Here is a 26136-nt window from a genome sequence, read left to right on the forward strand (position 1 = left end):
CGCGAATAGGTTTGTGATGACCGTTGCTTTGGTAAAGAACGACTCCGGCAGTGCGGCGAATGGCATCTTTGCCGCCGCGCAAAGCCGGTTGCCCGGGACGGGCAGGGTCGCCGATCTCAGGCGCGACGCTTTCGCGGCGTTCGAACGCGCGGGCCTGCCGCATCGGCGCGTCGAGGAATGGAAATATACCGATCTGCGCGCGCTGATGCGCGAGTTGCTGCCGCTCGCGCCCACGCCTGACGCGGCCGCTCTGGCGCGCGCCAAGGCAGCGCTGGCTCCTGTTGCGATCGATGGCGCGATCAAGTTGGTGCTGGTCGATGGCGTTTTCGCAGCCGAGCTGTCCGACAACGTCGCGGCGGGCGTCAGCCTGCGGACGCTGCAGAAGGTGCTGGAGAACGAAGCCAACGAGGCCCGCGGCGATCTGTTGCTGACGACCTCGACCGATCCGATGATCTCGCTGAATGCGGCGCTGGCGACCGACGGCGTGGTGGTTGGAATCGCTGATGGCGTACAGCTGCCGGGGCCGTTGCAGATCATCCATGTCGCGACGGCTGCGAAGTCGTCGCGCTCCACCCGCTCGCATCTGCAGATCGGCAAGGGCGCACGCGTGACCCTGGTCGAAACCTGCGTGGCGGCCGAAGGCGCCGCCGCCTATCAGGCCAACGATGTGGCCGTGATCTGGGTCGGCGACGGGGCGGAGCTGTCGCATATCCGGCTGATGCGCGATGCCACTGACGCGGTCAATATCAGTTCGGAACTGATCACCGTCGGCACCAAGTCCAAGCTGAACCTGTTCAATATGACCAGCGGCGGTGCCGTGAGCCGGCTGCAGGCCTTCATCACGCTGGCAGGCGAGGGCAGCGAGCTCACGATCAACGGCGTCAACCTGCTGCGCGACAAGCAGCACGGCGACACCACGATCGTGGTCGACCACGCCGTGCCCGGCTGCACCAGCCGGGAGAACTTCCGCGCCGTGCTCGACGACCGCGCGCATTCGGTGTTCCAGGGCCGCATCATCGTGCGTCCGGATGCGCAGAAGACCGACGGCAGGATGATGACGCGGGCGCTGCTTCTGTCCGACGAAGCCGAGGCCGACAACAAGCCGGAGCTCGAGATCTTCGCCGACGACGTCTCGTGCGGCCATGGCGCGACCTCCGGTGCGCTCGACGAGAGCCTGTTGTTTTACTTGCGCGCGCGCGGCCTGCCCGAGAAGCAGGCGCAGGCGCTGCTGGTCCAGGCCTTTGTCGGCGAGGCGATCGAGGCCATCGAGGACGAGGGCTTGCGCGAGCGTATCATCGATGCCGCGCAACATTGGTTGGAGGCCCGCGCATGAGCACGCATCCGGCGATCGCCAATGGCGCCTATGACGTGAATCGCGTGCGCGCCGATTTCCCGGCGCTGTCGCTGCAGGTCTACGGCAAGAAGCTCGTCTATCTCGACAATGCGGCCTCGGCGCAAAAGCCTGCCGCTGTGCTCGATCGCATGACCCAGGCCTACACGTCCGAATATGCCAATGTGCATCGCGGCCTGCACTACCTCGCCAATGCGGCGACCGAAGCCTATGAGGGCGGCCGCGCCAAGGTCGCGCAATTCCTCAATTCGCGCCGGCCTGAGGAGATCATCTTCACCCGCAATGCCACCGAGGCGATCAACCTGGTCGCCTCGTCCTTCGGCGCGCCGAATATCGGCGAAGGCGACGAGATCGTGCTCTCGATCATGGAGCATCACTCCAATATCGTGCCGTGGCACTTCCTGCGGGAGCGGCAGGGGGCGGTGATCAAATGGGCACCTGTAGATGACGACGGCAATTTCCTGATCGACGAGTTCGAGAAGCTTCTGACCGATCGCACCAAGCTGGTTGCGATCACCCAGATGTCGAACATGCTGGGCACCCTGGTGCCGGTCAAGGAGGTCGTCCGAATCGCGCACGCCCGCGGCATCCCCGTGCTGGTCGATGGCAGCCAGGCTGCCGTGCATCTGGCGATCGACGTACAGGACATCGACTGCGACTTCTACGTCTTCACCGGCCACAAGCTGTACGGTCCGACCGGCATCGGCGTGCTGTACGGAAAATACGATCTGCTCGCCGCGATGCGTCCCTATAACGGCGGCGGCGAGATGATCCGCGAAGTCACGCGTGACTGGGTGACCTATGGCGATCCCCCGCACAGGTTCGAGGCGGGCACGCCGGCGATCGTCGAGTCGGTCGGGCTGGGCGCTGCGATCGACTATGTCAATTCGATCGGTAAGGACCGCATCGCCGCGCATGAGCACGATCTGTTGACCTACGCCGAAGCGCGGCTGCGCGAGATCAATTCGCTGCGGCTGATCGGCACGGCCAAGGGCAAGGGGCCGGTCATCTCGTTCGAGATGAAGGGGGCGCATGCGCACGACATCGCCACCGTGATCGACCGCCAGGGCGTCGCGGTGCGTGCGGGCACGCATTGCGTGATGCCGCTTTTGGAGAGATTCAACGTCACAGCGACCTGCCGGGCGTCGTTTGGGATGTACAATACGAAAGAAGAAGTCGATCAACTGGCGCAGGCCCTGATGAAGGCGCGGGATTTGTTTGCATGAGCGACACAGCCGAAGTCAAAACCCAGTCGGTGGAAACCCATTCGGCCTTGCCGCCGGAAGAGACCGAGCGGCTCTCGCGCGAGATCATCGCGGCGTTGAAGACGGTATTCGACCCGGAAATTCCGGCCGACATCTATGAGCTCGGCCTGATCTACAAGGTCGATATCAAGGACGACCGCAGCGTCGATGTGGTGATGACCTTGACGACGCCGAATTGTCCGGCGGCCGGCGAGTTGCCGACCATGGTCGAGAACGCGATCGCGAGCGTGCCGGGGGTCGGCATCGTGAGCGTCAACATCGTCTGGGAGCCGCAATGGACGCCGGACCGGATGAGCGACGAAGCGCGGCTCGTCCTCAATATGTGGTGAGGCGTAATCAGGCACGGACTTTGAATGAACAGGCGGGATTGATCGACCGCCGGGATTGAGCACATGAACACGATGACGAACACACAAGCGAGCCTTGCCGGGAAGCCGAAGCCGCGGCCCCGCCCGCAGGTGATGAGGCTGACGGACGCCGCGGCGGCGCGCATTCGCGAACTGATGAGCCGAAGCGATTCCGAGATCGTGGGCCTGCGCGTCGGCGTCAAGAACGGCGGCTGCGCCGGACAGTCCTACACGGTTGAATATGCCCATGAGATCCGGCCCACCGACGAGGTGGTCGAGGACAAGGGCGTCAAGATCCTGGTCGATCCGAAGGCGGTGCTGTTCCTGCTCGGCACCGAGATGGATTACAGGGCCGACAAGATGCAGGCCCAATTCGTGTTCAACAACCCGAACCAGATCAGCGCCTGCGGCTGCGGCGAGTCGGTGCAGCTCAAGCCGGCCGAGGTGTGACGCGTCAGGGCGGATTCCCGCCTTGTCGTGTTTCGGACATTGACAATCGCTCATCGTGGAGACGACAACCGCAGCAGGGGCCGGTATCGCATGCCCGGCGCGCAATGAGCGGTGGACGCGATGGACCGCGAATTCCTGGCTGATCTGTTTGCCAGTTTTGGGCCGGTGACGATCCGGCGGATGTTTTCAGGTTTCGGCATCTCCGCCGATGGCATCAATTTCGCGCTGGCTTTGCGCAGCGGGCTTTATCTGCGCGCGGACGAAGAGACCATCGGAGCGTTCGAGGCGGCCGGCTCCAAGCCGTTCCAATATCAGACGCGGGCGCGCACCATGACCGTGGGGTCATATTGGGAGGTGCCGGCCCATCTGTTCGACGATGTCGAGGAATTCGCCACATGGGCAAAGGCGGCCTTCGCCGCGGCACAACGGGCCGCGCTGAAGAAACGGAGCAGGGCGCGCCGGCCCGCTGCGAAGAAGGATGGGGTGAGCGCGAAGAGCCGGCCGGCAAAGAAGGCGGCATCCGGACGCGCGGGATCCGGCAAGGCACGCACGACGAAAAAGGCGGCCGAGCCACCAAAAAAGCGGTCAGCCAAACGATCCCCGACGACGAAAGCCGCGAAGCGAGCTCGCAAATCCGCTTCTTGAGGCGATCATCTGCTCAACAGGCGACTTGGCCCTGCGTTTGAGCGACATATTCCGGATCGACTTCGCAGATCACCCGGTTGCGGCCACTGCGCTTGGCGGCATAGAGGCAGGCGTCGGCGCGTTCGATCAGAGCGTCGGTGTCGTCGCCCGGCTTGAGCATGGACACGCCGACCGAGATGGTGACGCGGCCGAGAACCTCCCCGGTCGATTTTTTCTTCAATTCCTTTGCCATGACCGCGCGGCGAATCTGGTCCGCGACGGTGAGGGCCTGCCGGAGGGCTGTATTCGGCAGCACCACTGCGAATTCCTCGCCGCCATAGCGCGCCGTGATGTCCTGGCCCTTGATCGCCTGTTTCAGCGACAAGCCGACCAGGCGAAGCACCTGATCTCCGGTGAGGTGGCCGTAGGAATCGTTGAACGACTTGAAATGATCGATGTCGAACATCAGCAGCGAGAGCGGCAGGCAGGTCGCCTGCGCCGTCTCCACGGCCATGTCGATCATGCGGTCGAAATATTTGCGATTGCCGAGACCGGTGAGCGGATCGGTCAGGCTCTCGGCCCTGATCGCTTCCAGACTTTGCTGCAGGTCGCTGATCTCGGTCTTCGAGAGCGACAGGCGTTGTTCGAGCGCCCGGTTCGTCTCGCGCATTTCGCGCGTCGATCGGGCGAGCGCTTCGACGATCTCGAACAGCTGCTCGCGACTGGTCACGGAAGCAAGCTTCTGGTCCGCCTCCGCAAGGCTCGCATCATAGCTCGCGGTGATCCCGAGCGTATCCGTGATCAGGTTCATCACATCGTCGATCTCACCGATCACGCGTGCGCCGACCTTGTCGATGCGGTCGGTGGTCTTCTGCTGGGAAAGATAAGTCTCGTAGAGCTGTTCGAGCTCCGGCTCTCCCAGCTTGCCGCTGCGGGCCAAGGTCTCGTTGATGATCTGGTTGAGCGAGGCGTTGTAGCCGGTGGCGTAGACGTACCAGATCTCATAGTTGCGCGGCGTAGCGGTGTGGCGCAGCAACTTGATTTGGCTGAGCGCGACATCGGCGAAGGCCAGCGTGCGTTCGTATTCGTCAAGCACATTGACCACTACGAGTCCCTCACAATTCGCCTGCCGCGAGCAATCAATAAATATGCAGGCAAGTTAGTGGACGAGAGTGAATCAGGGGTAAACAGATGCCGGGGTGCTTCCAGGCATTATCGCGCGATGGAATGGCGCGCGCCAAACCGGCGCCGCGGCCAGCGCGGTTGGCCTATCACGTTCAAGCTGCAACGGAAGCGAGCGGAGCGCGGCTGAAGCCGAAACCTGACGACTATAACATAAGTTAGTCCGCGCCTCTGGTCAGATGACGCGCTCAGGTGTTCGGCCGCTTGGCTCCTCGGAGATGATCCGGACAAGTCTCATCGGACGGTGTCGGCGTGCGATGCGTCGATGTGGGACGCGCGCGGCTCAAACCACCGGCGCGCGCACCGGGCGCAGCAGAAAGGCAGGAAGGTGAGAATGATCTGCCGGCTCGTTCTCGACCTCGCGGCGCACGCGCCGCGGTTCGCTGCGCGGCTGGGAAGTTGCTGCGCGGGGTTGGGGAGCGTGCGAAGGCCGGTCGTCTTTATGTGCGTGCTTCGGTGTCTCGCGCTCCCGCTGAGGCTTGCGGTCGTGGCGGTCGCGTGAAGGCTTGCGCTCGCGCCGAGCGCCGTCGCGCGGGCGATGCTCACGCGTGTCTTCGTGATTCGACGAAGCCTCCTGAACGGTGTAATCGCCTTCAGCGCGGGGGATTCCTTGCCCGATCAGCTTTTCGATGGCCGCGACGGATTTCTGGTCGGGTGACGTCACGATCGAAATCGCAGTGCCTGAGCGTCCGGCGCGTCCCGTACGACCGATGCGATGGACATAATCATCGGGATGATGCGGCACGTCGAAATTGAAGACGTGGCTGACCTCGGGAATGTCGAGCCCGCGGGCCGCGACGTCCGAGGCGACGAGGAGCGGCAACTCGCCCTTGCGGAACTGATCGAGCGCGGCCATGCGTGCCGACTGATCCATGTCGCCATGCAGCGCGCCAACGCTGAACCCGTGCTTCTGAAGCGATTTGTAGACGATGGCCACGTCACGCTTGCGGTTGCAGAAGATGATCGCGTTCTTGAGGTCTTTCGCCTCGCGCAAGAGGCGCCGCAGCACCTCGCGCTTCTGATGCGCCTCGCGCCCCGAGGGCACTTGCGACTGGGTCACCGTGACGGCCGTCGTAGCAGGCTTGGAGACTTCGACCTTCTGCGGATTGTGCAGGAAGGCCTCGGTGACGCGCCGGATTTCCGGCGGCATGGTGGCAGTGAACAACAGCGTCTGCCGCGTGAAGGGGACCAGCTTGCAGATCCGCTCGATGTCCGGGATGAAGCCCATGTCGAGCATGCGATCGGCTTCGTCGATCACCAGCAGTTCGACGCCGGTGAGCAGCAATCCGCCCCGTTCGGTATGGTCGAGCAGGCGGCCGGGAGTTGCGATCAGGACGTCGACGCCACGCGTCAGCTTGGAGTCCTGGTCGCCGAAAGAGACGCCGCCGATCAGAAGCGCGACGTTGAGTTTTTGGCCGGCGCCGTAGCGATCGAAATTCTCTTTGACCTGTGCGGCGAGTTCGCGGGTCGGCTCCAGGATCAGGGTGCGGGGCATACGTGCCCTGGCGCGTCCCTTTTCCAGGATGGTCAGCATCGGAAGCACGAAAGCGGCCGTCTTGCCGGTGCCGGTCTGGGCAATGCCGAGAACATCGCGGCGGGCCAGGACGTGAGGGATGGCTTGTTCTTGAATGGGGGTCGGTGTGGTGTAACCGGTCGCCGCCACTGCGGCCAACACCTTGTCGGATAAACCGAGATTGGAAAAGGACATCGAGCCTCTGTTTGGCGGGGCCCCTAGCTGACGAGGCCTCTATTCGACGCCGCCGTTAGGAATCGAGGGGAACGGGCTGTGGTCGCGTTCAACCCCAAACGGCGTGCTTTGGATAAGCTGGGGGCTCTCTGACTTACGCTGACCCCGCGGTTGCTCATATAGGAATCGGATCGATCCTGAGCCGCGTTACACGGGAAGATAGGGTCAAATTGCCCAAAGTCAATGGAGGAGAAGCGCGAAGTATCGAAAAAGCCTAATGTTTTTGCATTATTTGCAGGCATCCTGTCGCAAACTTGTTGCACTTCGTCGCCGCCCCGATCGACCTTGAGCGGCATATCGGCTTATGCCCTGGGGTAAGATTCGCCTGCAGTGGCCGGATACCCTGCTCGGGTCGGAGGGGGGCGCAAGACGGCCGCACCGGGCCCACCCGAAGCAGGTGCTCGGGCTTGAACCAGTGACGATCGATGGCCGACTATGGCGAAGCGGATCGCATTGGGCCGATCGGTGCAGCTCAAGTGGGACAGGGGATCGATGCGGACATTGTTGAGGGGCCTTCTGGTCTGCAGTCTTGCCGCGACCGTTCTGGTTCTCGCGCTGCCGGCGCATGCGGAGAAGCGCATCGCGCTGGTGATCGGTAACAACGACTACCGATTCGTCCCGAAGCTGCAGAAGGCGGTCAATGACGCTCGCACGATGGGCGACACGCTGAAGCAGCTCGGCTTCGAGGTCATGGTCGCCGAGAATCTGAATCGTCAGCAATTCAGCCAGGCGCTGCTTGCCTTCGATAGTGCCGTCGCGCCCGGCGACACTGCGTTCTTCTTCTATGCCGGCCACGGCTTCGAAATTGCCGGCCAGAATTTTCTGCTGCCGACCGACGTGCCGGCTGCGACCGAAGGGCAGGAGGAATTGGTTCGCGATGCCTCGATTCTGGCGGACCGTGTGATCGAGCGGCTGCAGAACAAGAAGGTGCGGACCTCGATTCTGGTGTTTGACGCCTGTCGCAACAACCCGTTCGAACGGCCAGGGACACGCGCCATCGCGGGCGGTGGCGGATTGGCACCGATGACGCAACTGCCTGAAGGCGTGTTCTCGGTCTTTTCTGCGGGGCCGCGGCAAACCGCATTGGATCGATTATCGAACGAGGACGCCAATCCGAATTCAGTGTTCACACGCGCCTTTGCCAAGGAGCTGACCCAGCCCGGCATCAACCTGGTGCAGGTCGCGCAACGTACGCGCCGCGTGGTCAGCGAGATGGCGGAGACCGTGCACCACAAGCAGGTCCCGGTCTATTTCGACCAGATGGTCGACGATGTCTTCCTCAACGGCCTTGCCGCGGGCACAGCACAGGACAAACCTGCCGATCCGCCGCAGAAGCTAGCCGCGCTGCCGCCGGTCTCGGCGCCGCACCTGCCGCCGGCCAATGAGAGCGTCAATGCGCCGATCGCGATGTTCTCGCGCCACAATGGCGGCTGGACCATCACATTCTCGATTGCCGATCCGACGCTCGGCATCTCCTGGCGGATGGGAGACGCCGGCGACTTTCGTGAGACCGGATTCATGGATGTGCTCGATCCGCGCACCCGCAAGCGCATGCCCAACCCGTCGATCGAACTGCCCGCTGACGCGCCGGCCGGGACGATCCAGGTGCGCTATGTCGATGCGGGCGGCGAGATGCAGGGCCCGTTTCCGATCAGGTTCGAGCCGGAAGCTGCGCTGATCCGCGACCAGCGCAAGATCCTCGACATGACTGCGACGAGCTGGTTGTCATTTCGCGAGTTCAACGGATTGCTCGTCTACTACACGCATCTGATGTCGTATCGCTGTGCGATCCGCCAGGTGCGGATCGGCATCGATACGGCCGTGCCTGACAAGGTCCTGAACCTGCCGGCCTGCGACATGAAGGACCCGATCGCGATTCCTTCCAATGCAACGCCGTATCTGAAGCTGCCGCCCTCGACGCAGTTCGTGTCGGTCGAACTGACCTATCGCGACGGCAGCGTGTCGGAGATCAAGAGCTTTCGGCGCTGAACATCGCCTATTGCTTATTGCTTACGCCGACACCGAATATCCGCCGTCGACGGGAATGGCCGTGCCCGTCAAGAAGTCGGATGCTGCTGAGCTCAAGAAAACCGCGATGCCGGCAAAGTCGCCGATCTCGCCCCAGCGCGCCGCGGGCGTCCGCGCCAGCACCCGTTCATGCAGCCCATCGACCTGCTGGCGCGCGGTGCGGGTCAGGTCGGTATCGATCCAACCGGGCAGGATCGCATTGACTTGGATGTTGTCGACGGCCCAGGCGCACGCGCAGGCGCGCGTGAATTGCACGATGCCACCCTTGCTGGCGGCATAGGCCGGGGCGAAGCTCGCGCCGAAGATCGACATCATCGAGCCGATATTGATGATCTTGCCGCCGCCTACCGCCTTGAGCGCAGGGTAGGCGGCCTTCGAGCACAGGAACGCGCTGGTGAGGTTGGTCTCGATGACCTCGCTCCATTCATCGAGTTCCAACACCTGCGGCGGTTTGCGGATATTGATGCCGGCGTTGTTGATGAGAATATCGATGCGGCCGAACGCGTCGCCAACGCGCGCGATCATTGCCGTCACCGCGGCCTCGTCGGTGACATCGGCCGTCACCGCGACAGCGCGGACGCCGCGCGCCATCATATCGGCTGCGACGGCATCGCTCTTGGCCTGATTGCGGCCGACGACCGCGATATCGGCGCCCGCATCGGCCAGCCCTCGCGCCATGCCGAGACCGATGCCGCCGTTGCCGCCGGTGACGATCGCGACCTTGCCGCGGAGATCGAATGGTGAAGCCATGGCGCGTGTCCCTTTTGTCAGCAGCTGCCTTGCCAGATCAGGACCAGGCCAAGCGCAGCGGTGCCCGCACCGTAGCCGGCCCATTGAATTTGATTGATCATGAAGCTCGAGCTTGGCCAGGCGACAACGCCCGTGCCCTGACCGATCCAGAGCAGGCCGACGCCGAGCAGCAACAGGCCCGCGATGAGAAGAAATCTGCGCATCCGCCTCCCTCCCGGCCGACGCTGCCATATGTGCGACCGCCGCATCTTGTTGGCGCGATCTGTTACGCGCGGTACGCGACCGTAGCGGCCGGGTGCGATGATGGCCAGCGTGGGAGGCACGCTGCGGACAAACAAAAAGCCCCGGCAGAGCCGGGGCTTTTCTCATCCGATCCTTTGGATCGATTAGTACTTCGCAACCACCGGGCCGGTCCAGTTGAAGCGGTAGACCAGCGAGGTGCTGATGGTCTGCACCCAAGGCTTGAAGCTGATCGAGTCCGTGGTCAGCAGGTTGCCGACGTCGGTGCGGACCGCGATATCCTTCCGGTCGTAGTAGGCAGCGCGATATTCGGTCTTCATGAACCAGCCCGGCGCCGTGATGCCGAAGATGTTCAGGTTGTTCTCGACGCCGCCGCCGATGAACCAGCCGTTACGATTGAAGGAGTCGGTGTGGAAGCCAGATGCGGTGCCGGTGAGGGTGGTCAAACCCGTTCCCGACCAGTGCGATCCAGAGTAGCCGCCGTTCACATAGGACAGCACATTCGGAGCGACCAGATAGCCGACGCGGACGCCCGCAGCCCAGGAGTCCTGCAGCTTGACCCGGCCGGTCAGGGCAGCAAACTGATCCTGAACAGTGCCGCGGAGGCTGCCGAACTGGCCGTCACCGAACAGGCCGACAACCCAGCTCGGGGCGACCTGCCAGTCGTAGCCGACACCGACGGTGCCGAACCAACCGTCACCGCCAACGCGCTGGTCGATCGTCACCGGGGCGCCCAGGAAATTGGTGTGCGAGTCGGCATCCCAGATGCCGCCGCCGGCGCCGCCGAAGATGTAGAAGCCGGTCCAGCTCGGAGCGGCCGGGGCGATCGGGGCCTTCACATAGGGGCGGGCGGCCAAATCGGCGGCCGAAGCGGCTCCCGTCATCGCCACCACTGCGGTCAAAGCCAGCAAAAGCTTTTTCATAATTCTAATCCCCAAGTCGACGTGCCGCCCGTGGCAGACAATCTGTCGGCGATTCCCTCGCCTGATGTGCCCGAACTATAGCCGATTGGTGCCCAAAAGCTGTTGCCTGACGGGCACACCGTCCGGAAAACAACGGAGCGGCTTGTTCGTCGAATGTGCAAATGATTGAATCAATTGCCAGAAAACCGCTGTGGCGAGTTGCGTGGAACTTGCAATTGTGGCTCGAAGGCGCTTTGAGGTCAGACGTCGAGGAGCTCGTCGCTGGCAAATTCCGCCTTTTCCGAAATGAAGGCGAAGCGGGCCTCGGCCTTGGTCCCCATCAGCCGCTCCACCGAATCGGCCGTGCCTTCCCGATCGTCGGCCAACAGGACGACGCGGAGCAGGGTCCGCTTGGCGGGGTCCATGGTGGTTTCCTTGAGCTGCGCCGGCATCATCTCGCCGAGGCCTTTGAAGCGGCCGATCTCGACCTTGGCGTTGGCGTTGAACTCGCGCTTCAAGAGCTCGTCCCGATGGGCGTCGTCGCGGGCGTAGAAGGTCTTGCTGCCGTGCGTCAGCCGGTACAGCGGCGGCACTGCGAGATAGAGATGCCCTTCGTCGATCAGTCCCCGCATCTGCCGGTAGAAGAAGGTGATCAGGAGCGAGGCGATATGGGCGCCGTCGACGTCGGCGTCGGTCATGATGATGATGCGCTGATAACGGAGGTCCTCCTCGCGATAGGCGGTGCCGGTGCCGGCGCCGATCGCTAGGACCAAGTCTGACAGCTGGGCATTTGCGGTCAGCTTGTCTTTGCCCGCCGAGGCGACATTGAGGATCTTGCCGCGTAGCGGCAGGACCGCCTGCGTCTTGCGATCGCGCGCCTGCTTGGCGCTGCCGCCGGCCGAATCGCCCTCGACGATGAACAGCTCGGAGTTGGCAGTGCCGGCATCGGAGCAGTCGGACAGCTTGCCCGGCAGCCGCAACTTCTTGGTTGCGGTTTTGCGCTGTGTTTCCTTTTCCTGGCGGCGGCGGATGCGCTCTTCCGCCCGCTCGATCACGAAATCGAGCAGCCGGTTGGCCTGCAGCGGATTGCCGGACAGCCAATGGTCGAACGGGTCCTTCACGGCCTGCTCGACGATGCGCTGCGCCTCGGCGGTTGCCAGGCGATCCTTGGTTTGGCCCTGGAATTCCGGTTCGCGCACGAACACCGACAGCATGATGGCGGCGCCCGCCATGATGTCCTCGGAGGTGATCGAGGCGGCGCGCTTGCCTTGGCCGGCGCGCTCGGCGTGGTCCTTCAGGCCACGCAGCAGGGCGCTGCGGATCCCCGATTCGTGGGTGCCGCCGTCGGGGGTCGGAATGGTGTTGCAGTACGAGGACAGGAAACCGTCAGCATCCGCGGTCCAGGCCACCGCCCATTCGCAGCCGCCATGGCCGCCGGTGCGGCCGGATTTGCCGGCGAAGATGTCGGGGTGGACCAGCGTGTCGGCATGGATCGCGGCGGCCAGATAATCCTTCAGGCCGCCCGGGAAGTGGAAGGTCGCCTCCGCCGGTACATCCTCGAGGCCCTTGAGCAGCGACGGATCGCATTTCCAGCGGATCTCGACGCCACCGAACAGGTAGGCCTTGGAGCGGGCCATCTTGAACAGGCGCTGCGGCTTGAACGCTGCCTTGGCGCCGAAGATGGTCGGGTCGGGCTGAAAGCGGACCTTGGTGCCACGGCGGTTCGCCACCTTGCCGAGTTCTTCCAGCTTGCCCTTGGGGTGACCGCGCTCGAACACCATCCGGTAGAGCTTCTGGTTGCGGGCGACCTCGACCTCGAGCCGGGTCGACAGCGCGTTCACCACGGAGATGCCGACGCCGTGCAGGCCGCCGGAGGTCTCGTAGACCTTCGAGTCGAACTTTCCGCCCGCGTGCAGGGTGCACATGATGATCTCGAGCGCGGACTTCTTCGGGAATTTCGGGTGCGGATCGACCGGGATGCCGCGACCGTTGTCGGTCACGGTCAGGAATCCGTCGGTATCCAGTTCCACCTCGATGAACGTGGCATGGCCCGCCAGCGCCTCGTCCATCGAGTTGTCGATGACCTCGGCGAACAGGTGGTGCAACGCCTTCTCGTCGGTGCCGCCGATATACATGCCGGGGCGCCGCCGGACCGGCTCCAGCCCCTCGAGAACCTCGATGTCACGGGCGGTATATTCGCCCTCCGCGCTCGACGCGCGGGCAGGTGCCTTGGAAGCTGCCTTGGCCGGAGCCTTGCCCTTGGCTTGCTGCGCCGCAAACATGTCGTCGGCGGGTTTGGCTTTCTGTTTTGCAGCGGATTTCAATGGCTTACCCATGGAATCTGACAATCTTGGTGCGCGAAGCGGAACGAATCGCTGGGCCTGACTATGCCATGGACGGGCGTAAAACAATGACCGGACAGAGGTTCCGGGCTGCTACGGACCCCAAAATCGCCCCTGGAACTCGTTTCACGCGCCGGGAAGGTGTTTGTGACTTGAAGTCCTGAAGGCTGCCGGCGTACCAGTCGCGCCGATGGGAACCGTAATAGCCTTCAATGGCTTAGGTTACGGAGCGCGGGAAAGGCAAATCGGAGATGGAAGACGTTGGGCGCGCGGTCGCCGACTTCGTGCGCGACCACCAGGCCTGGGCCGCTCCGATCGTGCTGCTGCTCGCTTTCGGTGAATCGCTGGCCTTCATCTCGCTGCTGATCCCCGCCTGGGGCGCACTGGTCGCGATCGGAGCGCTGATCGGGGTGACCGGAATCAGCTTTTGGCCGGTCTGGCTCGCCGGCGGCCTTGGCGCCGCCCTAGGTGATTGGGTCTCCTATTGGTTCGGCTATCGATACAAGGACCATGTCGCGCAGATTTGGCCGCTGACCCGTTATCCTAATATCCTCCTCCGCGGTGAGGCCTTCGTCCGCGCCTGGGGTGTGCCGAGCATCTTCATCGGCCGCTTCTTCGGGCCGTTGCGTGCTTCGGTGCCGCTGGCAGCCGGCATTTTCGAAATGCCGTACCTGCAGTTTCAGATCGCCAATTTCCTCTCCGCCCTGGTCTGGTCCGCGGTGCTGCTGCTGTTCGGCGACGGCATCGGACGCGTCGTCGAATGGCTCTGGCGGTCGGCTTGAGCGCGTTCAAAATAATAATGGCCGACGTTTTAGCGAGCTGCGCTCGGTCGCTTGACGGCGGAACCGGGCGGTCTTATAGCCATGCGCCCATGATCAACGCCCGGACCATTATGTTCGCTCGTCGCCGTCGCGCATTCGCGGTACGGGCGGTCGGCTGAGTCTGGACCAAAGCCCTTGCCGCCGGATCTGATCCCGCGGCAATCTCCATGCAGCGTGATCTGATCAGGCGGCTCCTCGCCACGCAGGAGCCTTTCGATGTACACGCCACCGCCCTTCAAGCCTGATCGTGCCGCAAGCCTCGGCTTCGCGGATGCGCGCGGCTTCGGCACGGTCTGCGCGTGGGACGGCGACAAGCCGATCGCATCATCCCTGCCGTTCTATCTGAGCTCCACCGACGACGGTACGCCGCAGGCGTTCTTCCATGTCGCGCGCGGCAATCCGCTCGCGAAGTTCGCGGACAGTACAACGTCCTGGCTGCTCGCGGTGCTCGGTGCGGATGCCTATGTATCCGCCGACTGGTACGTCTCACCAGATCAAGTCCCGACCTGGCTGTACCAGGCCGTGCATCTGACAGGACCGGTTCGCTTGCTGTCGGAGACCGAACTCGCTGTGCAGGTGGATGCCCTGAGCGCAAAGTTCGAACAGCAGTTGTTGCCGAAGACGCCGTGGACGTCCGACAAGATGACGGCAGGACGGCTCGAGGCGATGAAGAAGGCGATTGTTGGCCTGGTGATGACGGTCGAGCAGGTGGAAGGCAGCTTCAAGCTCAATCAGCACAAGTCCGAAGCTGACTACGCGGCGGTCGCGGCCAGGCTCGGCGAACAGCCCGACATCGGTTCGCAACGCATCTGCACTCTCATGCGACAGGCGCGGCCCCAGGCCTTCGCCGGTGAAACTCTGACGTCCACAAGGAGCGTGTCATGACCGTGATCGAGACCAAGCAGCCAAAAGGCCAAGCGGCCGGTGCCGCCATGCGCTCCGTCTTCGTCGACGGCGGGTCGGGGACGACAGGCCTCGGCATCGCCGAGCGGCTGAGCCGGCAGAGCGACATCGCGGTGAAGACCATCGCCGAGGACAAGCGAAAGGATCCGGGCGCCAAACGGGCGCTGATGGAGGAGGTCGATCTTGTCATCCTCTGCCTGCCCGATGACGCCGCCAAGGAAACGGCGGCGTTGATCGACAGCATGGGCAACGCTGCACCCAAGGTGATCGACGCCTCGACCGCGTTCCGCGTCGCGCCCGATTGGACCTATGGCTTCCCCGAGCTCGCCACCGACCAGGCGGACAAGATCCGTAGCGCGCGGAAAGTCTCCAATCCCGGCTGCTATCCCACCGGCGGAATCGCGCTGCTGCGGCCGCTGGTCGATGCCGGCCTGCTGCCGGCGGACTATCCGGTGACTGTGAATGCGGTCAGCGGCTATTCGGGCGGCGGCAAGTCGATGATCGCGTCCTTCGAGAACGGCACCGCGCCGGCCTTCGAACTGTACGGTCTGGGCTTCGAGCACAAGCACCTGCCGGAGCTGCAGCTTTATTCGAAGCTGACGCGGCGGCCGATCTTCGTGCCGTCGGTCGGCAACTACCGGCAGGGCATGCTGGTCTCGGTGCCGCTGCAACTGGACACGCTGCCGGGCAAGCCTGGCGGAGCCGACCTGCAGGCAGCGCTCGCCAAGCATTACGCCGGAAGCAAATACGTCTCTGTCGTGCCGCTCGACAACGAAGCCGCGAAGAGCGGTCGGATCGAGCCGGAAGCGCTGAACGAGACCAACCAGCTCGAGCTCTATGTGTTTGGCAGCGACAAGCACCACCAGGCGGTCCTGGTGGCCCGCCTCGACAATCTCGGCAAGGGTGCTTCGGGCGCAGCGGTCCAGAACCTGCGGCTGATGCTCGGGCTTCCCGATCTCGCGAGCTGAGACTACAAAACGGCTTCGCTCAGCGGCGAGCGCCGCTGAGCGTTCGATCGCGGACGAGCCGGTTCTGCCGGCAAGCGCGATGCGTCACCAATCAACGATACGAGCGACCGATGGGCGGACATGACACCGTATTCGATATCAACCGCCTGCCGGTCCAGCCGTCAGACATCAGGGCCGCCGCCGCGGCGATCCAAGGCGCGGTGCTGGCGACCGACTGCCACAAAAGCCGGACACTCAGCGACATCTGCGGCTGCAACATCTGGCTGAAGTTCGAGAACCTGCAGTTCACGGCCTCGTTCAAGGAGCGCGGGGCGCTGAACCGCCTGCAGGCGCTCTCGGCCGAGCAGCGGCAGCGCGGTGTCATCGCGATGTCGGCGGGCAATCACGCCCAGGGCGTCGCCTACAATGCCAGGCGGCTCGGCATTCCCGCCGTGATCGTGATGCCGATCGGCACGCCGATGGTGAAGATCGAGAACACGCGCAGGCTTGGCGCCGAGGTCGTGGTCTCCGGCGCGACGCTGGAGGAGGCGGGAGCGTTCGCCCGCAGCCATGGCGAGGCAAGGGGGCTGACCCTGATCCATCCTTACGACGATCCGTTGATCATCGCCGGCCAGGGCACGGTTGCGCTCGAGATGCTCGAAGCGATCCCGGATCTCGATACGCTCGTGGTGCCGATCGGCGGTGGCGGCCTGATCTCCGGGATGGCGATCGCCGCGCGCGCGCAAAAACCGGGCTTGCGCATCATCGGCGTGCAGGCCGAACTGTATCCGTCGATGTACAATGCAGTCTATGGCAAGGATCTGCCGATGCGCGGCGACACCCTGGCTGAAGGTATCGCGGTCAAAGCGCCCGGCAGGATCACGACCGAGATCATCCGGCAGTTGGTCGACGACATCGTGCTCGTTACCGAGCCGCAGCTCGAGCGCGCAGTGGCGACGCTGATCTCGATCGAGAAGACGGTGGTGGAGGGGGCCGGCGCCGCAGGGCTTGCTGCGGTGCTTGCTTATCCCGAGCGATGTGCCGGCCGCAATGTCGGCCTGGTCCTCACCGGTGGCAACATCGACACGCGGTTGATCGCCTCGGTACTGACCCGCGAGCTCGCGCGCGAGGGCCGGCTGACCCAACTGTCGATCGACATCGTCGATCGACCCGGCCAACTTGCCGCGGTCTCGACCCTGCTCGCCGAGGCCGGCGCCAACATCATCGAAGTCTCGCACCAGCGCACCTTCTCGGATCTGCCGGCGAAGGCAACGCTGCTCGAGCTCGTCATCGAGACGCGTGACCAGGCGCATCTCGACGAGGTGATGGCAAAGCTGGTGGCGGCCAATTTCAAGGCACGTTGCACCTAACCGTCCGGCGCGGGCTTACACCCAGCCGAAGATTGCGAGTGCGAGCACGGCCTGGGCGAGGAAGCCGATCGTGAAGGCAATGGTCCGGAACACTGGCAGGCCCAGCGTGTAGACGATGACGTGGGCGACTCGCGTCCAAAAATAGACCGCACAGGCGATCACGGTCCATTTGGTCGAATAATCGATCGCGTTCAGGATCAGGACCAGGGGCGCGAAGATGACGAGGTTCTCGACCGCATTGTCATGGGCGAACATCAGCCGCGTCGCCCAAGGCGCATGCGGCTTGTCGTTGCGGGAGGGGTTGGCCATGGCTCCGCCGAGCCCGCGCACCTGGCATCGGTTCAGAATGTAGGGGATCCACAAGAGCCCGGTCAGAATCACCGTGAGCGTCAGCCAGAACAATTCGCGCGTCATCGATTTCCCCTCAACTGATATCGTCCCGTCCCGGCGGGACGCCGAGGGTTATATTTGATCGCCGCATAGCGCGCTATGCGCGGACGCGCACATAGGAGCCGGGCGCATCCTCGATCGGCGGGAAACCTTCGCTGCCGACACTGCGCGCCGGAACCTCTTCCGGATCGAGATTGGCGAGCCATTGGCGCCAGTCCGGCCACCAGGAACCCTTGTGCTCCTGCGCGCCCTTGATCCAATCCTTCAGGGAAATGTCGCGGATCGTATCGTTGGTCCAATACTGGTATTTGCCCGCCGCGGGCGGATTCACCACGCCGGCGATATGGCCGGAGCCGGACAGCACGTATTTCACCGGCCCGCCGAAGAATTGCGAGCCGTAGAGGACGGAATCGGCCGGAGCGATGTGGTCCTCGCGCGTCGCCAAATTGTAGACCGGCACCTTGACCATGGAGAGATCGAGCAGTGTGTTGTCCAGCACCATGGTTCCCGAGGTCAGCCGGTTCTCGAGATAGCAATTGCGCAAGTAGTAGGAATGGTTGGCGGCCGCCATCCGCGTCGCGTCGGAATTCCAGTGCAACAGATCGAAGGCCGCCGGCGACTGGCCCTTCAGGTAGTTGTTGACGACATACGACCAGATCAGGTCGTTCGAGCGCAGCATGTTGAAGGCCATCGCCATCTTGCTGCCCTCGAGCACGCCCGAGGCCTGCATGTCGCGCTCGAGCGCGGAGATCTGATTCTCGTCGACGAAAACCAGCAGATCGCCGGCATGGGTGAAATCCACCTGTGCGGCGAGGAAGGTCGCCGAGGTCACGCGCTGTCGCCGCTTCTCCGCAAGCCAGGCAAGCGTCGTCGCCAGCATGGTGCCGCCGACGCAATAGCCGAGGGTGTGCACCTTCATCTCGCCGGTGATCCGCTCGATGACGTCCATCGCCTTCAGCGGGCCTTCCTTCATGTAGTCTTCCCAGCCCTTGCTTCCGAGCTTCTTGTCGGGGTTGACCCAGGAGATCACGAAAACGGTGATGCCCTGATCGACGCACCATTTGATGAAGGATTTCTCGGAGCGAAGGTCGAGGATGTAGAACTTGTTGATCCAGGGCGGCACGATCAGGAGCGGCGTGCGCAGCACCCTCTCAGTGCTCGGCTCATACTGGATGAGCTGCATCAGGTCGTTCTCGAAAACCACCTTGCCGGGCGTGGTCGCCATATTGACGCCGACCTCGAGATTGGCCGGATCGGACTGGCGGATCTTCAGCATGCCCTTGCCGGCCTCGATGTCCTCGGCCAGCATCTGCATGCCGCGTACCAGATTTTCGCCGCTCGAGGATACCGTGTGGCGCAGCACCTCGGGATTGGTGAAGACAAAGTTCGACGGCGCCAGCGCGTTGGTGATCTGGTTGACGTAGAACTCGGCCCGCTTGCGGGTCTGCGGATCGAGACCTTCCGCATTGTGCACGAGATCCTGCGCCCATTGCGACGTCAGCAGATAGGCCTGCATCACGAAATCGAAGAACTGGTTCGACTTCCACTCGGGATCGGCAAACCGCTTGTCGCGCGGGGAGGGCGAGATGGCCGGAGGGGCGTCTTCGCCGGCGAGCCGTCGTGATGCAGAACCCCACAGATCGAGATAGCCCTTGGCGATCTTGGTCTGGATATCCGCGGCGCGCTCGCTGTCCGAAAGCCAGTAATCGGCCACCGCGGTGAAAGCTCTCACGACCTCGGCGAGTTCGGTCGGCGGCCGGTCTTGGACCTCGCCGCTCTCGCGCGGCTTGAGGTAAGCCGCAAGCGCCTTGCCGCTGCTCTCCAGTGCCTTTGCGATGTTCCTCGCAAAGGCTTCGGAATCGAATGTCTTGATCGGCTGGGTCTCGGTGGGCACGTCGCTCATGGCGCAACAACACTACCGTGTCGTGCGCGGTTCGTCACCGCGCGAGATCAACAATCCGCGAGTTTGCGGTTAATTCCAACGCACCCTGTTGCGTTGCCGCAAAGCATCTTGCTTCCGACATATTGGGCTTCTACCCGCGAAAATTGCTGTTCAGGTTGTAAATGTTTCCGGTGACATTTGGTTGTGCTGCGGCAAAAATATGCCGCGCTGCGGAGCGGCATAGAGCGGGGATCGTGAACGTGGAGGATGAACGCGGGTGAGATCGGTGGAGCGTTACGGCAGGCGGAGATATGGGTTGCTGGCCGTCACGCTGTTCGCCGGCGCGCTCGTCCTTTCCGGCTGTTCCACTCCCATCGCCGATATGCAACCATCGGCCAACTCTGCCGATCCGCAGAGTGGGCCAAGTGGGCCGGGCGCCTATCTTCCGGTCAACGAGCCGCCGCCGGTGCGGGATACTGCGATCATCTCCCCGGAAGAACGTGCCAAGATCGAAAAAGAGCTGGTGGCGGCGCGCGACCGTCAGGCCTCGGCAAGTGCCAAGGACGCAGGCAAGTAATCGCCCTGGCCGGGGCAGTAATCTTCTGGCGCGGCGCGGTGTCCGTGCTAAAAGGCTGGAATCAACCGTAAAGTTTTGAGGGTGAGGCGGGCTCGTCGGTCCGGAACCCGTGCTAAAATCGTGATCTGGCACGTGTTTCTGGCAGACAGGCCCGCAGGTAAATCCGCCTCGAAGGGAAGGCGAGTGCCCACCGGTTGCCGGAGCTAGAGACCCATGGAAGAGTTCTATCGTATCCGCCGTCTGCCGCCTTACGTGTTCGAACAGGTCAACCGGGCCAAGGCGGCCGCGCGGAACGCCGGAGCCGATATCATCGATCTCGGCATGGGCAATCCGGATCTGCCGACGCCGCCGCATGTGCTGGAGAAGCTCAAGGACACCCTCGGCAAGCCGCGCACCGATCGCTATTCGGCCTCCCGCGGTATCGGCGGCCTGCGTAAGGCGCAAGCGGCCTATTACGACCGCCGCTTCGGGGTGAAGCTCAATCCGGAGACCCAGGTCGTCGCTACGCTCGGCTCCAAGGAAGGGTTTGCCAATGTCGCCCAGGCGATCACCGCGCCGGGCGACGTCATCCTGTGTCCCAATCCGAGCTACCCGATCCATGCCTTCGGTTTCCTGATGGCGGGCGGCGTGATCCGCTCGGTGCCGTCGGAGCCGACGCCGCAATTCTTCGAGGCGGTCGAACGGGCGATCGTTCACTCGATCCCGAAGCCGCTGGCGATCGTGGTCTGCTATCCATCCAACCCGACGGCCTATGTCGCGAGCCTGGATTTCTATCGCGATCTCGTCGCCTTCGCGAAGAAGCATGAGATCTTCATCCTGTCCGATCTCGCTTACGCCGAGGTCTATTTCGACGACAAGAACCCGCCGCCATCGGTGCTGCAGGTGCCGGGCGCGATGGACGTCACCGTCGAGTTCACCTCGATGTCGAAAACCTATTCGATGGCCGGCTGGCGCATGGGTTTTGCGGTCGGCAACGAGCGGATCATTGCAGCGCTGGCCCGGGTCAAATCCTATCTCGACTATGGTGCATTCACTCCGATCCAGGTGGCGGCGACCGCCGCCCTGAACGGGCCTGACGACTGTATCCGCGAGATGCGCGAAACCTACCGCAAGCGCCGCGACACCTTGGTCGAGGCATTCGGTCGCGCCGGCTGGGAGATCCCGGCTCCGGAAGCTTCGATGTTCGCCTGGGCGCCGTTGCCCGAGGCCTTCAAAGGGTTGGGCAGCATGCAGTTTGCCACTTTGATGGTCGAGAAGTCCGGTGTTGCGGTATCGCCGGGGGTCGGCTTCGGCGAGTACGGCGAGGGCTTTGTCCGTATTGCGCTGGTGGAAAACGAGCAGCGAATCCGGCAAGCCGCTCGTGGCGTCCGTCGCTTCCTTGAAAGCGGCATTGAAACGTTGCACAACGTGGTTCCCCTCGCCAACCGGCGGTAATATTTCCGGCAGGTTCTTTTTGTGATGGTTGCACCCCTGAGAGTGGGTATCGCGGGCCTCGGCACCGTGGGTGCCGAGGTTGTCCGCCTGATCGCGCGCCAGGAGCGCGCGCTGGCCGAACGTACCGGCCGCGGCGTTCGCGTGGTCGCGGTGACCGCGCGTTCCAGGGCCAAGAACCGCGATATCGATCTGTCCGGAATCCGCTGGGTCGAGGACCCGGTGGCGCTCGCGGGTGATCCCGAGGTCGACTGCCTGGTCGAATTGATGGGCGGCGTCGGTGATCCCGCGCTGTCGGCGATCGAGACCGCGCTCAAATCGGGCAAGTCGGTGGTGACGGCCAACAAGGCGTTGATCGCCAAGCACGGTTTGCGCCTTGCGAGGACCGCGGAGGCGCATGGTGGCGCGTTGAATTTCGAGGCGGCCGTCGGCGCCGCGATTCCGGTGGTGAAGACCTTGCGCGAAGGACTCACCGGCACCGGAATCGATCGCGTCTATGGCATCCTCAACGGTACCTGCAATTACATCCTGACCCGCATGGAACAGGAGGGACTCTCCTTCGCAGAGTGCCTGAAGGATGCGCAGCGCCTCGGCTATGCCGAAGCCGATCCGTCCTTCGACGTCGATGGCCACGATACCGCGCAGAAACTCGCCATCCTCGCAAGCCTCGCTTTCGGGACCGAGGTTGCGGAGAACGCCATCTATGTCGAGGGCATCTCCTCGATCGCACCGGAGGATCTGCGTGCCGCAGCCGAACTCGGCTATCGGGTCAAGCTGCTCGGCGTCGCCATGCGCACCGCCAAGGGCATCGAGCAGCGCGTGCACCCGACCATGGTGCCGAAGTCGTCCTCGATCGCGCAGGTGATGGGTGTGACCAATGCGGTGACCATCGATGGCGAGGGGATTCCGCCGATCACCTTGGTCGGTCCCGGCGCGGGCGGCGCAGCCACTGCGTCTGCGGTCGTGGCCGATATTGCCGACGTCGCGCGCGGCGTAAGGGTCGCGCCCTTCGGGCGGCCGGTGGAGACGCTGCGCGCCACCGAGAAGGCACCGATGGAGCGCCACGAGGGCGGCTACTACATCCGCCTCATGGCACGCGACCACGTCGGTACGGCCGCCGCGATTGCAACCCGGTTGGCCGAGCAGAAGATATCGATCGAATCGATCGTGCAGCGCCATCCGGACGGCGGCGGACCGGCCTCGTCGGGTGAGGGCGCGCCGGTGCCGGTGATTCTGATCACCTACGCGACCCACGAGGATGCGGTGCATCGGGCGCTGCAGGCGGTACAGGACGACAAGGTGATCAGCGGCCGGCCGCAGGTCATCCGGATCGAGAAAAATTAGGGCATTCGCCGTGCCTAAACAAACACATGGCGTTTGCGGAAAGATCATGCTCAAACCGGGCGATCGAAGGGCGGGGCGGTGCGACGGGCGCCGATCGCGCAGCGGGTGCGGCGTCCGGGGGACGACGTTGAAGTGAAGAGTTTGCGGGCATTGGGTGCCCGCCGTGATGTCTTGAGGAGTTGACCGATGTCGACGCAGATTTCTGTCCCGCAGCAGTTGTTGCTTGAGCGCATTCTGACGCTGGAGATCGTGCGCGTGACCGAACGTGCCGCGGTGTCGGCGGCGCGTCTGCGCGGCCATGGCCAGGAAAAGCCGGCCGACCAGGCGGCGGTGGATGCGATGCGGCGCGAGCTCAACAAGCTGCCGATCGAGGGCACCGTCGTGATCGGCGAGGGCGAGCGCGACGAGGCGCCGATGCTCTATATCGGCGAGAAGGTCGGCTTGAACGCAGGGCCAAGGGTCGACATCGCGGTCGATCCGCTCGAAGGCACCACGCTGTGCGCCAAGAACATGCCGGGCGCGATCGCGACCATGGCGATGGCCGACGGCGGTACGCTGTTGCATGCGCCCGACGTCTACATGCAGAAGCTCGCGGTGGGCCCGGGCTATGCCAAAGGCGTAGTCGACCTCGATGCGACCCCGGCCGACAACGTCCGCCGGCTCGCTAAGGCCAAGGGCGTCGATCCCTCGCAGATCACCGTGCTGGTGCTGGATCGTCCGCGCCATGCCGACATTATTCAAGGCGTGCGCTCGACCGGCGCTGCCGTCCGCCTGATCACCGATGGCGACGTCGCCGGCGTGATCCACTGCGCAGATCCCGACAATACCGGCGTCGATATGTATCTTGGCACCGGTGGCGCGCCGGAAGGCGTGCTGGCAGCCGTCGCGCTGCGCTGCATCGGCGGCCAGATGCAATGCCGCCTGATCCTCGATACCGAAGAGAAGCGCGAGCGCGCGGCCAAGATGGGCGTCGGGGATCCCAAGATGATCTACGGCATCGAAGACATGGCCCGCGGCGACTGCCTGTTCGCGGCAACCGGCGTCACCACCGGCTCGCTGCTGTCGGGCGTCAAATTCCGCAAGGACGGAGTGATCGAAACCGAGACCGTGGTGATGCGCTCGGTGACCGGGACGGTGCGCTATATCAGGGCCGAGCACCGGCAGCTGGAAAAATTCCACCTCGACTAAGCCAGAGGCGCGGTGATGTCCGATCTCTCCGCCGTCAAGGCGCTGGTGTTCGACGTGTTCGGCACAGTCGTGGACTGGCGCACGAGCCTGATTGCCGATTTCACCAGATGGTCGGAGAGCCGCGGCATCAAGGGCGACTGGACGGCGCTGGTCGACGGTTGGCGTGGCCTCTATGTCGGCTCGATGGACGAGGTACGCAGGCATCCCGAACGTGGCTACGTCATCCTCGATGTCCTGCATCGCCGCTCGCTGGAGCAACTGGTCGCACAGCTCGGCATTGTCGGCTTGACCGACGCCGACCTCGACTATCTCACCAGGGGCTGGCACCGGCTGCACCCGTGGTCGGACAGCGTCGCCGGGCTGACGCGGCTGAAGCGCAAGTTCATCATCGCGCCGCTCTCGAACGGCAATGTCGCGCTGCTCACCAACATGGCGAAGTTCGCGGGGCTCCCCTGGGACCTCATCATGTCGGCCGAGTTGTTCGCCCACTACAAGCCGGATCCCGAGACCTATCTCGGTGCCGCGCGTCTGCTCGGTCTCGCGCCCGGCGAGGTGATGATCGTGGCCGCGCACAACAATGATCTCCAAGCCGCGCAGCGGTACGGCCTGAAGACGGCGTTCGTGGCGCGGCCGACCGAATATGGCCCGCTGCAAAGTCGAGACTTTGAGGCGACCGGCACCTGGGACATCGTCGCCAAGGATTTCGGCCAACTTGCCGACAGCCTGGGCTGCTGAGTCTGAGCCTTAAGCGCCGGATACGATCACGCCATACCAGCCGAGCCCTTTATACGTTTCGTAACCCGGTGTGGCGTGAAACGCGATCAGCCGGCTAGAGGTGTCGTGATAGAAGCCGCTTGGCTTGCCGTCGAGCTTGAGGGCGAGATGCTCGCTCAGGATGCCCTGGCCGTCGGATGCGGCGATGATGCGGAAATTCGAATCGACCAGCAGCACGCGCGCGTTGTCGTCGGCTCCGACCCGCACGCCCTGCACGATTGCACGCGCCTGCGCTTCCCAGTCGAAATGGATCGCAAGCACGCCGAGCGGCTTGCCATGCGCCTTGCCGTTCTCGCGTACGCTGGCGCAGTAGGTCGCGACCTGGGCGTTGCCGAGCAGCGGCTGGCATTCGATGTCTCCGGCGACGTAGTCGTCGCCTGAACGCAGGCCGCGTGCTTCGCGATACCATTTGGTGTCGGCGACACTCTGGCCGACCACCTTGAAGCGGTCGGCGCGGCCATTGGCGATGACCTTGCCGTCGAGATCGCACAGCCAGAGATCGAGATAGACGGTGTAGGCTGAGAGGATCACGGCGAGCCGCTCGGAGACGTGGGACATCGTCGCAGCGTTCGGGGTCGCGGCGCAGTCGACGACAGCGGAATCCGTTGCCCACCAGCGCACGTCGCAGGTGCGCTCATAGAGATTACGATCGATCAGCTCGATCGCATTCAGCGACAGATCGACCATGCGCTCGCCACGGGCGCGGTCGGTCATCCGCTCGATCGAGCTTTTCAGGTTGCCGGTGCGGGTGGTGAGATGGCTCTCCAGCTCGCGTGCGATGGTCTCGACCTGCTGGCCGACCGCGCGCACCTCCTGTGCGACGACGGCAAAGCCCGCGCCTTGCGCGCCGACCCGCGAACTCTCGATCAGCGCGTTCAGCGCCAGCATCTTCATCTGGTTGGTGATCTGCTGGATCGACTTGGTCTTCTCGCAGGCGATCTGATTGACCTCGCCGGTCAGCCGCGCGATCAACGCGGCGATATCGGTTTCATCCTCGGTGTTTGCTGCTTGCGAAGGGGCGAGAGGGGACGATTTCTTGGAATCAAGCGCAATCAACATCGGCAAAAAGCCTCCACGTTGCAGCGCGCGTCTCATCCCGGCAAGGAGAGCGCGATGAAAGAAATTGAGCAATATTTGACGAAATTTGTCGCGGATTTCGCCTAACGGGCGCTTAATGCCACTTGCAGGAAGGGCGGCTGATTTGCCTGTAATTTGAGCACCCCCCCCCATCTTTTGCCAGTTCCCACAGCGATCTCGGCCTGTGCGCCCCCCTGCGGTCTT

24 protein-coding genes are annotated in these 26136 nt (G+C 63.7%); 15 read left to right on the top strand and 9 right to left on the bottom strand.

Going from position 1 to position 26136, the window contains the following annotated elements:
- Positions 1-16 precede the first annotated feature (16 nt).
- The 5 genes from sufD to QX071_RS16825 all read left to right on the top strand — a co-directional run bounded on the left by sufD (position 17) and on the right by QX071_RS16825 (position 4058).
- Positions 17-1333, top strand: a complete 1317-nt coding sequence (sufD, locus tag QX071_RS16805) for a Fe-S cluster assembly protein SufD (RefSeq protein WP_315703756.1) — start codon at positions 17-19, stop codon at positions 1331-1333.
- A complete protein-coding gene (locus QX071_RS16810; RefSeq protein WP_315703757.1) occupies positions 1330-2577 on the top strand; it encodes a cysteine desulfurase in 1248 nt (415 codons plus the stop codon). Before sufD ends, QX071_RS16810 begins: the two co-directional genes overlap by 4 nt.
- Positions 2574-2945: an SUF system Fe-S cluster assembly protein gene (locus tag QX071_RS16815; protein ID WP_315703758.1), complete on the top strand. Its 372-nt coding sequence runs from the start codon at positions 2574-2576 to the stop codon at positions 2943-2945. Before QX071_RS16810 ends, QX071_RS16815 begins: the two co-directional genes overlap by 4 nt.
- Before the next feature lie 63 nt (positions 2946-3008).
- Complete coding sequence (locus QX071_RS16820; RefSeq protein WP_409977488.1) at positions 3009-3413, top strand: HesB/IscA family protein; 405 nt, start codon at positions 3009-3011, stop codon at positions 3411-3413.
- 120 nt (positions 3414-3533) lie between these two features.
- Entirely contained in the window at positions 3534-4058 is a 525-nt protein-coding gene (locus tag QX071_RS16825) for a TfoX/Sxy family protein (protein WP_315703759.1), read from the top strand.
- A 13-nt stretch (positions 4059-4071) separates the two neighbouring features.
- Here QX071_RS16825 and QX071_RS16830 read toward each other — a convergent pair whose 3' ends face one another.
- Positions 4072-5142, bottom strand: coding sequence for a diguanylate cyclase (locus tag QX071_RS16830; protein WP_315703760.1), 1071 nt, complete (start codon positions 5140-5142; stop codon positions 4072-4074).
- Positions 5143-5502: 360 nt separating this feature from the next.
- Positions 5503-6927: a DEAD/DEAH box helicase gene (locus QX071_RS16835; RefSeq protein ID WP_315703761.1), complete on the bottom strand. Its 1425-nt coding sequence runs from the start codon at positions 6925-6927 to the stop codon at positions 5503-5505.
- A gap of 531 nt (positions 6928-7458) precedes the next feature.
- On the opposite strand from QX071_RS16835, the gene QX071_RS16840 reads away from it, so the two are divergent.
- On the top strand, positions 7459-8955 hold the full coding sequence (locus QX071_RS16840; protein ID WP_315729154.1) for a caspase family protein: 1497 nt from the start codon (positions 7459-7461) through the stop codon (positions 8953-8955).
- A 21-nt stretch (positions 8956-8976) separates the two neighbouring features.
- On the opposite strand, the gene QX071_RS16845 is transcribed toward QX071_RS16840, so the two are convergent.
- From QX071_RS16845 to parE, 4 genes are all read right to left on the bottom strand, one after another.
- Positions 8977-9744 (bottom strand): SDR family NAD(P)-dependent oxidoreductase, encoded by a 768-nt coding sequence (locus QX071_RS16845; RefSeq protein ID WP_315729153.1) that lies wholly within the window; start codon positions 9742-9744, stop codon positions 8977-8979.
- A 17-nt stretch (positions 9745-9761) separates the two neighbouring features.
- Positions 9762-9947, bottom strand: coding sequence for a hypothetical protein (locus QX071_RS16850; protein WP_315703764.1), 186 nt, complete (start codon positions 9945-9947; stop codon positions 9762-9764).
- A gap of 183 nt (positions 9948-10130) precedes the next feature.
- Positions 10131-10907, bottom strand: a complete 777-nt coding sequence (locus tag QX071_RS16855; RefSeq protein WP_315703765.1) for an outer membrane protein — start codon at positions 10905-10907, stop codon at positions 10131-10133.
- Positions 10908-11146: 239 nt separating this feature from the next.
- The gene (gene parE, locus QX071_RS16860; RefSeq protein ID WP_315703766.1) at positions 11147-13222 is read right to left on the bottom strand and encodes a DNA topoisomerase IV subunit B; all 2076 of its coding nucleotides are present in this window, start codon (positions 13220-13222) and stop codon (positions 11147-11149) included.
- A 257-nt stretch (positions 13223-13479) separates the two neighbouring features.
- On the opposite strand from parE, the gene QX071_RS16865 reads away from it, so the two are divergent.
- The 4 genes from QX071_RS16865 to QX071_RS16880 all read left to right on the top strand — a co-directional run bounded on the left by QX071_RS16865 (position 13480) and on the right by QX071_RS16880 (position 17269).
- Positions 13480-14010: a DedA family protein gene (locus QX071_RS16865; RefSeq protein ID WP_315703767.1), complete on the top strand. Its 531-nt coding sequence runs from the start codon at positions 13480-13482 to the stop codon at positions 14008-14010.
- A 255-nt stretch (positions 14011-14265) separates the two neighbouring features.
- Entirely contained in the window at positions 14266-14934 is a 669-nt protein-coding gene (locus tag QX071_RS16870; protein WP_315703768.1) for an FMN-binding negative transcriptional regulator, read from the top strand.
- Positions 14931-15920: an N-acetyl-gamma-glutamyl-phosphate reductase gene (argC, locus tag QX071_RS16875; protein ID WP_315703769.1), complete on the top strand. Its 990-nt coding sequence runs from the start codon at positions 14931-14933 to the stop codon at positions 15918-15920. Before QX071_RS16870 ends, argC begins: the two co-directional genes overlap by 4 nt.
- 110 nt (positions 15921-16030) lie before the next feature.
- Positions 16031-17269, top strand: coding sequence for a threonine ammonia-lyase (locus tag QX071_RS16880; protein WP_315703770.1), 1239 nt, complete (start codon positions 16031-16033; stop codon positions 17267-17269).
- A 15-nt stretch (positions 17270-17284) separates the two neighbouring features.
- Here the strand turns inward: QX071_RS16880 and QX071_RS16885 are convergent, their stop codons facing one another.
- Positions 17285-17683, bottom strand: coding sequence for an MAPEG family protein (locus QX071_RS16885; protein ID WP_315703771.1), 399 nt, complete (start codon positions 17681-17683; stop codon positions 17285-17287).
- A gap of 73 nt (positions 17684-17756) precedes the next feature.
- A complete protein-coding gene (locus QX071_RS16890) occupies positions 17757-19562 on the bottom strand; it encodes a class I poly(R)-hydroxyalkanoic acid synthase (protein ID WP_315703772.1) in 1806 nt (601 codons plus the stop codon).
- Between the two features lie 295 nt (positions 19563-19857).
- Between QX071_RS16890 and QX071_RS16895 the strand changes: the two genes are divergently transcribed.
- The 5 genes from QX071_RS16895 to QX071_RS16915 all read left to right on the top strand — a co-directional run bounded on the left by QX071_RS16895 (position 19858) and on the right by QX071_RS16915 (position 24816).
- Entirely contained in the window at positions 19858-20118 is a 261-nt protein-coding gene (locus QX071_RS16895; protein ID WP_315703773.1) for a hypothetical protein, read from the top strand.
- A 213-nt stretch (positions 20119-20331) separates the two neighbouring features.
- Positions 20332-21552, top strand: coding sequence for an LL-diaminopimelate aminotransferase (locus QX071_RS16900; RefSeq protein ID WP_315703774.1), 1221 nt, complete (start codon positions 20332-20334; stop codon positions 21550-21552).
- Positions 21553-21576: 24 nt separating this feature from the next.
- Positions 21577-22893: a homoserine dehydrogenase gene (locus tag QX071_RS16905; RefSeq protein WP_315703775.1), complete on the top strand. Its 1317-nt coding sequence runs from the start codon at positions 21577-21579 to the stop codon at positions 22891-22893.
- A gap of 186 nt (positions 22894-23079) precedes the next feature.
- A complete protein-coding gene (gene glpX / locus QX071_RS16910) occupies positions 23080-24081 on the top strand; it encodes a class II fructose-bisphosphatase (RefSeq protein WP_315703776.1) in 1002 nt (333 codons plus the stop codon).
- A gap of 15 nt (positions 24082-24096) precedes the next feature.
- Positions 24097-24816: a haloacid dehalogenase type II gene (locus QX071_RS16915; protein ID WP_315703777.1), complete on the top strand. Its 720-nt coding sequence runs from the start codon at positions 24097-24099 to the stop codon at positions 24814-24816.
- A gap of 9 nt (positions 24817-24825) precedes the next feature.
- Here QX071_RS16915 and QX071_RS16920 read toward each other — a convergent pair whose 3' ends face one another.
- Positions 24826-25914, bottom strand: a complete 1089-nt coding sequence (locus QX071_RS16920) for a methyl-accepting chemotaxis protein (protein WP_315703778.1) — start codon at positions 25912-25914, stop codon at positions 24826-24828.
- Between the last annotated feature and the right edge of the window lie 222 nt (positions 25915-26136).

It is taken from the genome of Bradyrhizobium sp. SZCCHNS1022 (genome assembly GCF_032484835.1).
Classification (GTDB): Bacteria; Pseudomonadota; Alphaproteobacteria; order Rhizobiales; family Xanthobacteraceae; genus Bradyrhizobium.